This window comes from Vallitalea maricola (genome assembly GCF_036985595.1).
Classification (GTDB): Bacteria; Bacillota; Clostridia; order Lachnospirales; family Vallitaleaceae; genus Vallitalea; species Vallitalea maricola.
On record NZ_BTPU01000075.1, the window covers coordinates 15,866 to 30,645 of the forward strand.

4 protein-coding genes are annotated in these 14,780 nt (G+C 30.9%); all 4 read right to left on the bottom strand.

Features of this window, described 5'->3' with window-relative positions; all coding sequences use genetic code 11:
* Positions 1-78: 78 nt before the first annotated feature.
* Positions 79-9,327, bottom strand: coding sequence for a polysaccharide lyase family 8 super-sandwich domain-containing protein (locus AACQ14_RS19215; protein WP_339365206.1), 9,249 nt, complete (start codon positions 9,325-9,327; stop codon positions 79-81).
* 331 nt (positions 9,328-9,658) lie between these two features.
* On the bottom strand, positions 9,659-11,413 hold the full coding sequence (locus tag AACQ14_RS19220) for a sensor histidine kinase (protein WP_339365207.1): 1,755 nt from the start codon (positions 11,411-11,413) through the stop codon (positions 9,659-9,661).
* A gap of 73 nt (positions 11,414-11,486) precedes the next feature.
* A complete protein-coding gene (locus AACQ14_RS19225; protein ID WP_339365208.1) occupies positions 11,487-12,815 on the bottom strand; it encodes an ABC transporter substrate-binding protein in 1,329 nt (442 codons plus the stop codon).
* 60 nt (positions 12,816-12,875) lie between these two features.
* Positions 12,876-14,468: a response regulator transcription factor gene (locus AACQ14_RS19230; RefSeq protein WP_339365209.1), complete on the bottom strand. Its 1,593-nt coding sequence runs from the start codon at positions 14,466-14,468 to the stop codon at positions 12,876-12,878.
* Between the last annotated feature and the right edge of the window lie 312 nt (positions 14,469-14,780).

The window sequence follows — 14,780 nt, forward strand, 5'->3', positions numbered from 1 at the left end:
TTACAAAGGAGCTGTTGCATTAACGCTAATGCAACAGCTCCGCTTTTTTTGCAAATTCACTTTATTTTTTGATATACCTTAATCAACTAAAACATGAAAGATTTTATACATAACTACAGCTGTTTCTGCTCTTGTTGTACTATTTAATGGATATAGCTTTGTTCCACTGCCTTGAATCAATCCTGATCTTATCATTGAATCAACGCTACTTAATGCATATCCAGATACTTGTGATGCATCATCAAATGTATTTATGTTTTTCATTGACTCTTCATTTAATGATTTTCCAACTACCTTTAAGGATTTTTCTAAAAGAATCATCATATCTTGTCTTGTTATAAATTCTTTTGGATTGAACTTATTATTTCCTACTCCATTTGTTATACCTAATTTTTTAGCTATTCCTATAGCATTATAGTAATAAGCATTTTCATCTACATCTTCAAAATTAGTATCAAATTCTGACTTCAATTCTAGTGTTCTTACAACTAAAGTTAAAAAGTCAGCTCTAGTGATGCACTCTGCTGGGGCATATGTTTTATTAGATGTTCCATTAATTATACCCTTTGAAGCTAATACTTGTATTTGATTTTTTGCCCACTGATAATTAGTAATATCATCAAAAGTTTTTTCAACAAAGGCAATCGCATATTTACTAAAATGTGTTGTAGTAAATGTTACTTTTCCTGTGTCAGTATTATATCTACCATTTGTTATTGGGACTATTTCATTGTTTTCATTTACATACCATACAACAATATGCTCGGGATTATTTAATTCTTCCTTTGTTGGCTCATAGTCAATACTAATTTTAACAGGTGCATTTGGATTATTCCATTTAACACTTTCATTTCCAAGTTTTGCAGTAAGATTGATAACAGGTCTATTTCCAATCTTTTCTTTCACATCTTTATCTAGATTTGATTTATCCACTTTTGAAATTGTTATTTCAACTTTATCATCTTTGTTAACTTTATAGTTATTAAACATATTAGTTGGTATTGTAACATTTCCAATGCCTGTTTTAATCTTTATTTTTTGCTGTTCATTGACAGCTGCTACTATAGTTGCTGGTATATCTTGTGTATAATCTTTGGCACCTATAATTTGTGGCACGTCTAATATTACTTTTTTAATTCCATTCTTGTCTTTATTAGCTAAATCCATTGCTTCCTCCAGCTTAGACTGGCTAACAGTAGATTTAACACTGCCACCATTATGTGAGACAGGTATCTTAATAATTGCAGAGCCTTCTTCATCTATAATAATGCTAGTATTATCTTGATCTTGATTATCTTGACCTTGGTTATCCTCATCTTGATTATCTTCACCTTGGTTATCTTGATCTTGATTATCTCCACCTTGATCGTTATCATTAGTATTCTTTTTAAACTTAGCTATGAATACTGTTCCTTGTGCACCATGAACATCAACAGAAAACTTAATGCTTGGAGTCATTTGTTGTACTGTTATTCCTTCATTGTGTAAAACTTCTTCTGCTACCTGCTTATTAATTTCTACATTGATTACTCCATTATTCTCCATAGTTGGATCAGTAACAGATACTTCAATGTATTTTTCAGTTTCTTTAACCATAACAGAAGCTTTTTTATCTACAGAAATTATATCTATTGTATTAAGATTATCTGTCCAGAAGTTAGCAGCAATTACGTTTAATTCTTTTTCTTTTACAGCTTGTACTTCTGTATTATTCGCAAGTATTTCTATTTCAGGCTGTTTTGAATAACTTTCAACTTGTTCTTTTGTTTTATTTGGTAGAAGTACATACTCATATGTTGCATCTACTGGATTTTCTCCATGATTGAACCACATAGTAACATAGTTTCTTGTTATTTCATCTGTTGAACCACCATTATTTATTGCGTTCCATGTTCCTGTTCTAGCTTCTCTTAGCATATTTATTTCTTGGTTGTTAGGGAAGTAATATCCTATATCAGATCCCTCTACTTTTCCTTGCAAATGTGCCCAAGTTACTTGTTTTGTATCATTCCAGCCAAGTGTGTCTGATACCTCTTGTCCATCTACTGTCAATACATCATTTCCAATATCTGATATTTTTCTATTTTCAACAATTGTTTCAATAGTTCTTCCATCAGTAGTATTGATACCAGAACCAAGTGCTACTACTTCATCATCAAACATAAACCAAGATTTTTTAGCTTGTAATGTTGATTGCATTGACCCTATTGCAGTACTCTTATCAAGGAGCATTCCTGCAACACCATAATTTCCTAATGATGTTCCTCCAACCCAAGAACTAGGAGATTTGAATTTTTTCCAATCGCCAGCTGATACAATATCATTAGTATCTATTGTGGTTCCTGGAAGTCTCTTGTAATCTATTGTTGGCCAATAATCATCATTATATTGAGTTAAATCATTGTTGTATAAGTAGGTCATTCCATCCCCTGTATGGAAGCCTTTTTTGTTTTCCCCGTTTCCAATTTCATAGGCTGCAATTCTATTGGAATACATACTTAATCCTAGAGTAAAATCAGCTGTTCTATGAACTACACGATCCATATTATACAAACCAAAATGTCCTATTTGTTCGCCTTCAGCTTTTATAGGTGAGTATATAATATCATTTGCAAGCTTCTTAAGATATGGAGTTTTCATAGTTTCAACTAAATTCAGATACTCATTTTGCTCATTCCAGTATTTTATCATGCTGATATATTGGTATCTGTACTCTTCTCGAGCAATATTTATATATTTTAGAGTACTAGCAATAATGCCACGGCCATGACCAATATCTCGAGCAGTTTCTCTAGATATTGCTCTTCCACTAACCATATCCATCATAAGTCCTTTATACATAACTGGCTTAAAGTGTTTTAAAATATAATCATATATGTTATTTACATTTTCATCTACTACTTTATATTCTGTATCATTTAATAAATATATAACATCTGCTAAACCACCTAGTAAAACACTTCCATATGTCCCAGTATATGCTATGTCATTATGTTGAACAAATGAGCCATCTGTATAGAATCCATCACCTTTTTTAACATACTTAACAACATCTCCTAGTGAGTTTCTTACTAGCATTAGTTTCTCTGAATCTTTAACCAATACTCCTCTTACTCCTACTACAAGACATAAGTCTATCCTGTTAGCTCCTGTACTTGCATATTGTTGATATATCATTTTTTTAGGATTTGGAACATAATAATCTATTACATCCGTATATTTTTCAATTACTTCATCTGTTAAATAATCATATAATAACACTAATATATTATTGAGATTTTTAGGTATTCCTATTTCCCAGAACCACCAGTTGCCAGGATACTTATTGTATTTTATATAGGCATTAGAATGGAGAAATTCAAGGCCTGTCATAATATCCTGCAATAATTCAGCGTTATTATAGTATTCTGACCCTGCCATGGCAAAACCTTTAGCCATCGTTACTAAGTTGGCATAGTTACTATTAATATTATCTGGATTACTAAAGTCACTGTATTCTTCCCATAAATAGGTTTTATCTTTTTGCATACTTTCCCAAACTGTTTTAACCTCTTCGTCTAATTCTTGTATGCTTTTATTAATATATTCATTATCAGAAAGAACATCTGTAACAAGTGTATTTTTCCAATTTAATCTCATCTTATCAAATTCATCTACAACATGCTCTGTCACAGTAACTTCACATGTAGCTTTATGCCCTCCATCAATTGAGGTCGCTGTAATAACAGCAGTTCCTTGTTTTATGCCTTTAACCAAACCATTCTCATTAACAACTGCTATTCCTTCATCTGATGAGCTCCAAACTATATTTTGATTTTCAGCATAATATGGTTCTATTGATGGACTAATTTCCATTACTCTTCCCTCTTCAAGGGTTATAGATGTTTTATTAAGGCTTACAGCCTCAACATGAATATCTCCATCCACTACTGTAACTTTACATTCTGTTTTTACTTGTGGATCTACAAGAGATAATGCTGTTATAGCAGCCTCTCCAGTACTTATACCTGTAACTAATCCGCCTACTACAGTAGCTACCTCTTCATTTGAAGAATACCACATTACATCTTTAGCTGAGTCAGCAGGTATAACAGTACTACTTAATGTGAATGAATCATTAATGGATACTTTTCGTTCATTTATTTTTCGTCCGCCCTCATTTAAAATAATATCTGTAGGAGATGGAGAACCTTTGAGAACCTTAACATCATCCATCCACAAAGTTCCTGTTGCTCCTTCACCGGCTCTCCATGTTCCATGTACTAATTCTACTTTTATATTTGTTGATGTATCATATTTAACTTCATATTGTCCACTAAGCCTTGTCCAGTCATGTGTTCCTTCTTGAGTAAATTTGATATCTGCTCTTCCATCCCAATCAGGCTTATTTCCATTACTATCAACTTCATAAACCCTTAATGTAAATGTATTCTTCTCAGACTGTGTTGTACTTATATCCTGTGTTTTTATCCATGTACTAAAATCAAATATATCTCCTTTTTTAGCAGGTATTGCTTGATATAGCCAGTCAAATGAATTGTTCATTTCAACCTTAACACTTTGGTTTCCTTCATGGCTAGTTGTGTTATCTATACTAAACGTAGCTTTATTATATCCAGTATATCCCCATTCTTCTGGTTTTTCTCCATTAATCCACTTGCTGCTGGTTGTAGTTACAACATCCTCGAAACTGCTATTCATAACCACATTTACTTGTCCTGATACTAGTTCAATAACATTTACGTTCAGTGTCGTTACAATACTTGGATTAGTTGCAGATGCAACTGTAATAACTGCATTACCTGCTTTTATTCCTTCTATCACTATATTATCAAATATTCCTTTTTTTGCAATTGCGATTGTTTCATCTGAAGATGTCACAACTAATGCTCTATCTGTAGCATTTGATGGTAGAATTTCAGTATTTACTGTAATTTGTCCATCTTTACCTACAATCACATAATTTGAATCTAATGTTATGCTTTCCATTGCAATTTCTTCTATAGGAGTATCGTCTTTAACAAATTTGGCAGTGAACACTTCTCCTCTTGCATCCTTAACATTAACAGCAAATTTAATAGTTGGGAACATTTGATATACAGTTATATTATCATTGTTTAATAACTCTTCACTTGCTCTCCCATCAACCTCTACTACTATTTCTCCATCGTTTTTCATAGTTGGATCTGAAACTGCTACTTCAATGTATTCTTCTGTTTCTTTAACCATTACTGAAGATTTTTTATTAACAGTAATATTATCTACTTTCTGAATGGATTCAGTCCAGAAATTAGCTCCTATTATTCCTAAATTACGTTCTTTAACAGCTTGTACTTCAGGTGTATTCATTAGTATTTCAATATCTGATGAACTTGCATAGTCGCTTACTTCTTGTACTGTTTTGTTAGGTAACAGAACATATTCATAAGTTGCATCTTGTGGATTCATTCCATGATCTGCCCACATAGTCATATAGTTTCTAGTTATTTCATCAGTACTTCCAGTACTGCTTATATCACTCCAGCTTCCAGTTCTTTGTTCTCTAAGCATATTTACATATGTGTTATTAGGGAAGTAATATCCTATGTCGGCTCCCTGGACTTTTCCTTGTAAATGTGCCCAGCTTATTTCTTTTGATTCATTCCATCCAAGTGTATTAGAAACGACTTGTCCATCTACTGTAAAAACATCATTTCCTTCATTTGAAATTTTTCTATTATCTATAATTGTTTCAATAGTTCTACCATCAGTGGTTTTTATTCCAGAACCAAGTGCCACTATTTCGTCATCAAACATAAACCAAGATTTTTTTCCTTGTAGTGTTGATTTCATTGTTCCTAATGCAGTACTTTTGTCAAGGAACATTCCTGCAACACCATAATTATCTAAGTTTGTTCCTCCTACCCAATCTTGTGGAGATCTCATATTGCTCCAACTATCTTGTGTAGCAATTGGATTAGTGTCAACTGTTGTTCCAGGAAGTCTTTTATAATCTACTGTTGGCCAGAACTCCTCATTATATTGTGATAAATCATTGTTATACAAATAAGTCATTCCGTCAGCTGTATGAAAACCTCTTTTATTCTCACCATTTATTGTTTCAAAAGCAGATATTCTGCTGGAGTACATACTTAATCCAAATGTAAAATCAGATTTTCTATGAACAATTCTATCCATTTCATAAAATCCAAAGTGTCCTATTTGCTCTCCTTCTGCTGCTATTGGTGAATTTAATACCTCTTTTATTAATGATATCATATATGGCGTATTACCTACCAGCTCAAGAGCAGCATTCTGTTCAACTAAATATTTTACGAAACTAGTATATTCAGTTTTATATGATTCTGGTGCAAATTTAATAAACTTTATAATATTTGAAATTACACCTTTACCACGAGAGATATCTTGACCATCTCTTGATATAGCTCTTCCATTCACCATATCCATCATTAATCCTTTATAAATAAGCGGTTTCCAAGATGTTAAAATATAATCATATATTTTTTTAACACTTTCATCAACGATTGTATAGCTTGTACCCTCTATTAAATACATTACATCTGCTAATCCGCTTAATAATACCGCACCATATGTACCTGTATATGGTATATCTGTATGTTGAATAAAAGAACCATCTCCATAAAATCCATCGCCGCTTTCAACAATCTTAACTAGATCTCCTAAAGCATCTCTTACCATCATTAATTTTTGTGAATCTTTTACTATTACTCCTCTAACACCTACTATAATACATTTATCTGTTCTATTTCCACCTGTACTTATTCCACCATTCCATATTGTTGGATCGGGTGAAAATGTTTCAATTGCATTCATATAATTTGTAATTTGTTCATCAGTTAAGTATTCATAAACTAAGACTACTATATTATTTAGAATTTTAGGTATTCCAATTTCCCAATACCATCCATTGCCTATGTAGCCTTCACCTTGTTCGTTATACCAATTTTGGTAAAGCCAATCTAATCCTTCAATAATATCTTTTAATAAGTAAGCATTACCATGATATTGTGAACCTGGCATTGCGTATCCTTTTGCCATAGTAAAAAGATTATTATAACTATTATTAATATGAGATTTTAATTCTTCAGCGTTACTAGTTTTACTTGCATCATTATGATATTCTTCCCATAAATAATTTCTATTATAATCTTTAACCATGGTTTCCCATATAGTTTTAACCTCTTCATCTAATGCATTTGTGTAATCTATTATAGATTGATCTTCATATTCTTTATCTGCTACAATGTAGTTTTTCCATTGCAATCTCATCATATCAAATTCATCTTGTGAATACTCTGTTACAGTAATTTCACAGGTTGCTTCATAACCACCATCAGCAGTTATAACTGTAATGGTTGCTGTTCCTGGATTAATTCCTTTGACTATTCCATCTGAAACAGTAGCGATACTTGCATCGGAAGTACTCCATTGTAAATCTTTATTTGTTGCATTAATTGGTTCAATAATAGGATTAAGAATCAAACCTTTGCCTTTTGGAATTTCAGCACTTGTTTGGTCAAGACTAACTGACTGCACACTAATATCACCATCAATTACTGTAACAACATAATCTGTTTTTATTTCTGGATTTTCGTCTGATGTTGCTGTAATAGTCGCTGTACCAGTGCTTATTGCTGTTACTAGTCCATTTTCTACTGTTGCTATTGTATCATCAGATGTGCTCCATGTTACATTCTTATTTATTGCAATGTCAGGTAGGACTGTATAATTAATATTAAATACCTCTCCTACTGATGCTGTTCTACTATTTTCTTCAAAAACAATATCTGACACGTCTGTTGATTTTTTTATTACTTTAACATCATCCATCCATAATATACCCGTTGCTCCTTCACCAGTTTTCCAGGTTCCATGAACTAATTGTACTATTATATGTGATGCTGTATCAGATTTAACTTCATATTGTCCACTAAGTTCTGTCCAATCATATGTTCCTTCTTGATTGAATGTGATATCTGCTCTTCCATCCCAATCTAATTTAGTACCATCATTATCTACTTCATATACTCTTAATGTAAATGTATTATTTGCAGACTGGGTTGTGCTTATATCTTGTGTTTTTATCCATCCACTAACATCAAATATATCTCCTTTTTGAGCCGGTATTGCTTGAGTTAACCAGTCAAATGAATTATCCATTTCAACCTTAACACTTTGATTTCCTTCGTGACTAATTGTGTTATCTATACTAAATATAGCATTTAATCTAGAAGCTTCATATCCCCAATCTTTTGGTTTTTGTCCATTAATCCACTTACTATCAGCTATAGCTTCAACATCTTCGAATCCACCATTAGATAATAGATTTCCATTATCTATGACAACAACCTGACCTATAACTTCAACATTACATGTGGCACTTATTTCAGGGTTATTCGATAAGGCTGCTGTAATAACCGCATTTCCTTCTTGCACCCCTGTTACTACTCCGTCTTGTACTGTTGCTACAGAGTCATCTGAAGAGATCCATGTTATTTGGGAATCAGCAGGAGATACTGTGGCAGTTAACGTATCTGTATTATTTACTTCTATTGTTGTACTATTTTTATTCAATTCTATTGTTTCATTAATCACTTTATTAACACTAACATTGTCAACCCAAAGAGTCCCTGTTGAACCGTTAGCATTAGCAGGAGTACTATTAGCAGTGGTACTCCACTCACCAATCATTAATACAACCTTTAGATAGGCAGCATTATCTTGGTCAATAGTATATTCACCTCCAAGTTCTGTCCATTCATGAGTTCCATTTTGTAAATAACCTAAGTCAACTCTCGTAGCTTTTGTTCCACCATTATTGGTATCTATATAGTTTCCAGCACTATCTAATTGTTCTACTCTAAATGTAGCTGATTTATTCTTGGTTCCATTTGATAAATCTAGAGTTTTATACCATGCACTAATGTCATATACCTCTCCTTTTTGTACTGGTATCCTTTGCTCCATCCATCCCCATAATTTATTACCATCTATCCTAATACTTTGACTTCCATCTACATACGTTTCTGTATCAACGCTAGCAGTGGATGGTGTTGTTGAATCAAGTGCTCTAAAATTCATAAGCCAATCACTTGAAACATATCCGTTACTTGATATAGGGTCATTTGTTACTACTTCTTCGAAGCTCCCATTAATTGCTTTATTTTCTTGAGCAAATGTTGTATTTATATCACTTGCTGCCAGTGCATTTAATGAAAATTTAAATTGTGTGCTAGCTAGTAACATATTTACAATGTATATAGCTAAGGTAATATACGTTGTAGTTTTAAGTATCCTTGTTTTCATCTCATTCTCTCCTTCTAGCATTTAAATTTTAATTCAATTTATAAATCATATTATAATTCTATAAACAATCCAGTGACATGACTTTTCATTAGATATACTGATATATTTTTAGATTAGTAACTTATTCTATGGTAATAATATTAGGCATATATTGTACTCACTAATTCTCTTAACTCCTAATACTAAAGTATATAATTTTTTTAAGGAATATAATGGTCTCAATTTATTTTTTCCCCAATGACATTATTTTAGGTTTCCTGACTTATCATTTGAATAAAAGAACTATAAAAAAACATGCTATAAAATACTACATAACATGTTTTTGATCATTTTATTCCTCTATTATAGGAACCCTTACGGTTACTTGTGTATATTTATTTAGCTCACTCTCTACATAGATACCATATTCCTCACCAAAATTCAGTTTAATTCTTTTATTAACATTATATATTCCAACTTTTGGTTTCTTCTCTGTTCCAGTGTCATTTTCCATAAAAAGTAATTTAATTTTCTCAGGCAAAATTCCCTGTCCATTATCTGTCACCTTAAATACTATTTCATCATCATTCTTATAACCCTTTATAGTTATAAGACCTCTTTCTTCATTGTGAGATATACCATGAGTTATTGCATTTTCTATAATAGGTTGAAGCATAAGCTTAAGTGTTAAACAGTTTAATATAGAGTTATCTATATCCCATGTAACATCAAAGCTATCTGCATATCGTACCTGCATAATGTGAATATAGTGTTTTGTATACTCAATTTCATTTTCTACCGTGATCATCATTTTTGAATCCTTGAACATACCACCTAATAATTCCATAAAAGCATAGACCATGTTTTCAATATTTTCTTTATGAGCCATCATAGCCATTAATTTAATGCAATTTAGTGTATTATATATAAAATGAGGATTTATCTGTGCCTGAAGTGCCCTAATTTCTTCCTCTTGTCTTTCTTTTTCTTTTTTATCCCGTTCAATCATTAAATCATCTATCTTATTAATCATTTCTGTAAATGCAATCTCCAGTTCTTTTATTTCTCCAAATCCAATTAGTTTTTCATCCGCAACAAAATATCCTTTTTCTGCTTTTTTCATTCTCTTCATCAATCTTCTAATTGCACGAATTATTTTATTAAAAAATACTATAGAAAATAACATAAAAAGCAATATCATAAGTCCAAATATTTTATTAAATAGTAGTATATTTTTTTCCATTTCTTTCATCATAATATTATAATCAGTAATATTCACAATTAACCATCCTGATTGAGGTGTTTTATAAGATATAACTTTTGTATTGTTATCAATTTTATAAGCATCTGAGGGTTCTTTGTTTTCTAAATAAACCTCTTTCAAATCTGGGAAATCATTTATATTTTTGCCTAAGTTAGAATCTTTTGACGAAACCATAACATTACCGTAATCATCAAAAATTATAACATCACCTCTATATTTATCTCCAAGCTCAGAATGTATGCCATCAAATACATAAGTTTTATAATTTACTAATAACATCTCAAGATTTTCAGGTAAATTTAATAAAGTATTTAACTCTAAATGAGATATTCCAGCAGCAATACTAAATTTATTTTTATCATTATTTTTAATTGTTTTTAGTTGAAACTTATTAGTTAATTCTAAGTACCATTTTTCTTTTCGTATTTTGCTTTCGTTAATATTCCCTTCTTCTTTATAGCTATAATACCCACTATCTTTCATAAAAAAATAAGCAGAATCAATTTCGTATAAGTAATCAAATCTTTTAGAAATGTATTTTTCTAGTTCATATTCCAATTCTCTTTTTAAGACAATATCTTTTTCAGCATTCCATTCATCAATTAATTTTATAATTTTATCATCCGACACCATCATAGCTGTTTTTAAACGTAATCGTTTTAATTCGGACTCTATGGCATTTGACAAATATTCCATACTTTTAATAGTTTTATCAGAATACTCAATTTTATATTGTTCTTTCAAATAGTAATATAATGACGAATTAATTATAATTACTGGTATAACAATTATTAAAATAAATCCTATTATAAATTTTGAAGATAAGGTTTCTATATGCCTCATAATCATACCACCCATTTTTTATAGTAACCACAATAGGAGAATCCTACCAAGAATTTTCCTAAAAGCAGTAGTCTTACTTTTTATAGAAATCATCTAATACTTTTTGTAAATCTTTATCAGCTAATTGGATGAACTCATCTAATGAAATCTCATTGCCTAAATATTTTTCTAATGCCCCTTGAAAAACTTTATTTTGCTCTTCCCAAACTGCGTTTTCAGCTAATGTTCCAGCAAATTCCAAAGTATCTAAGAAAGCTTTTTTATTAGCAGGAACTGTAGTTGTATCACTAAGCATTTCTTCCATTACTGCTTTATTTGATGGTAATGAATCAGCTACAGTAGCGTGAAGCTTTTGAGCCTTTTCGCTTAAGTAGTACTCCATGTACTTCCATCCAGCTTCTTTTTCTGCTTCTCCTGCATTTGCATTTAACACCCAGCTATTAGCTATAAAAGATGCATAATATTCTGCTTGTTTAGGTTGAATTACTACATCGTAATTAACTCCTGCTTCGTTATTTCTTGTTGTTCCAACAAAAGCATCATAGAACATGGCTACTTTTTGTCTTGGGAAATAAGTGTGTGATTTAACTGTTAACTCACCAGCCATAGCTTCGAATTCTGGAACATATTTATCAGTATTCCAAGCATCATACATAAATTTTACAGCTTCTTTTACCTTTGGATCAGATGCAATTGTAGAATTCTTTCTATCTTCATCAAGAATATCTCCACCAAATTGTCTAATAATTGGATACCATCCATATCTTAATTGGTTTGAGGGAATAGCAAATCCATAATGCTCATCATTAGTTAATTTAATAGCTGCTTCTCTTAAATCATCTAAAGTCCAATCTGCTGTTGGATAATCAACTCCTGCTTCGTCAAACATATCTTTGTTGTAGTAAAGAACATCTACTTGAATACCTTGAGGAATTCCAAATAATTTTCCTTCTGGAGTTCTTAATTGTTTAATCCCTAAAAATTTATTTTCGTCAAGACCACTGGCTCTTTCTGTAATATCTTCTAAAACTCCACGTTCTGCATATTGAGGAATATAAACACCATCTAATAAGAATACTTCAGGTGCTGCTCCAGCAGCTAACTCTGCTTTAAGTCTTTCGTAGTGGCCACTCCAATTAGATTGAATAGTTTCTACTTCAATATTTGGATTTTCAGCCATAAATTCATCAACAATCTTTTGCATTGTTTGAGTAGCTTGACCCGCTGCATAATAAGCAACTCGAATTTTAACAGGAGCTTGTAATTCTTTGTCATCTATTTTTTCTGAAGTTGTAACCTCATTCTTATTTGCCTCATCTTTTTTTGAGGAGTTGTTACATGCAGTTAAGCCTACTGATATTACCATAATAAGTACTAATAATAAACTTATAATCTTTTTCATAAATGACTCCTTTCAATTTCGTTATTCTTAATGTATATATTCATAAGTTAACTTAATTCTTTAAGTATTACGATATTTATTTGGATTCATTCCCACATTCTTCTTAAAAAGTCTACTAAAATGCTCTTTGCTAGAATAACCTACTTGTTCACATATTTCATAAATTTTTAAGTTTGTGGTTTTTAAAAGTTTTTTTGCATGTTCTAATCTAACTTGAGTTAAATAGTCAGAATAGGTTACCCCCAAATTTTGTGAAAACAAACTACTAAAGTAACTTTCATTAATAACTAAATATTCACAGATGTTTTCTAGTGTCAGTTTTTTGTTATAATTTTTATCAATATAAAGCTTAGCACGCCGTATTATTGGATTCAAAGTAGTATCATTAAGTTTCATAAGGTAAGAAAAAATCTGTTCAACATAATCATTAATCCATAAATGAATTTCATTAACTGTTTCTAATGATTCTAGGTGAGTATAAACATTTTCATTGGAACCTATAAACTGTTCAGGCATGATATCTTTATCTAAAATATAACTATCTATTAACACAACAATCTTGGCATAATCACCAATTAAGTCATTAATATTATCTGCTTCAAAATACTTAATCGTATTTAATATTTCATTCAATTTCAAGAAAGTTTTTTGATGATTTAATTCGAATAGTGCAATTATCATTTCTTTAGAGATTTTTAGTACATCTGTATATGGAATATATTTAATATCTTTAGTATGTTCAGGATAAATAATTTCCCCTTTACCTAATAAATAGCTTAATCGAACATTCTTCTGTGCAGCTAATAATAAGTCGTGAGCACTTCCTAATCCATTTCCAATAGGACTTACACCAATGGTAACATTAATGTCCAAAAAGGTTCTTAGAGAAGATCGAACTTTATTAAGAATCATTGCTATTTCATGTCGTATCAATAAAAAACTTGGAATTTCAAAAGATAAAATAATAATAAACTCATTAAGGGAAAGATGTATAACTTCACCGTTATTAGATTCAACTAGAATTTGTTCTATAGCGGTATTTGCCGAATTAATAATAGATATCAAATTGCCCTCATTATATTGTTTTTTTAATTTAGAAAAATCATCTACCATTATGGAACATACAATTAATTTATTATCTGTAATATGTAGATTAAGCAGTTTATCATAACTGTCTGGAGCGTTGCTTTTTCCTAAAAGTATATTACGCAAATAGTTCTTTTTTGCATTTTTTAGATGAGTTCCTGATAATTCTGTTGGACTTATTATATTAGGTTTAGAAGTGGCTAGCAACCTTGTAACTAAGGCTAAGACATCATTTGGCTTCATTTTATGCTTTAAAATATAATCGCCTACTCCAAGTTTAAATGCTTTTCGTACCAAATCATAATCATCATACGAGCTTAAAACAACTAGAGCTGGAGTTAGTCCTAATGAATTAATATTCTCAATAAGCGAAATACCATCCATTATCGGCATATTGATATCAGTTATTACCATATGAATATTAGGATTGCTCTTTAAAATTTCAAGGGCCTGTTTACCATTTGCTGCTTCAAATTCTATACTTATATTGTGCTCTTCCCATTTGATAAGAGATTTCAAACCTAATCTAACAATTGGTTCGTCATCAACTATTAAAATTTCATACACTGTCTATCCCTACTTTCATATAAATTGAACTCACTTCTGTTCTTCGTATCTAGATTTTCTCTCTTAAGAGATTAATGTTTCCTATTATATAAAAAAGTTACGATATGAACGATTACTGGTAATATTATATTGTACAATAGATATGTTGTTTGTCAATATTTAAACTATGGTAATTTCTAGCTTATGCAACTAATTTTTGCATAGACATCTTGTATTTACAAAAAATAATGCTATTACATCCACCTAAAAATATAGAGTTATTCATATAGATAAAATATTAATTTATTAGCCGCAAAAGGACTGTGCACTAAC

Bases quoted from the DNA above. Each gene is read 5' to 3' on its own strand.
- AACQ14_RS19225 (WP_339365208.1), bottom strand. From the start codon at position 12,815: ATGAAAAAGATTATAAGTTTATTATTAGTACTTATTATGGTAATATCA.
- AACQ14_RS19215 (WP_339365206.1), bottom strand. From the start codon at position 9,327: ATGAAAACAAGGATACTTAAAACTACAACGTATATTACCTTAGCTATA.
- AACQ14_RS19220 (WP_339365207.1), bottom strand. From the start codon at position 11,413: ATGAGGCATATAGAAACCTTATCTTCAAAATTTATAATAGGATTTATT.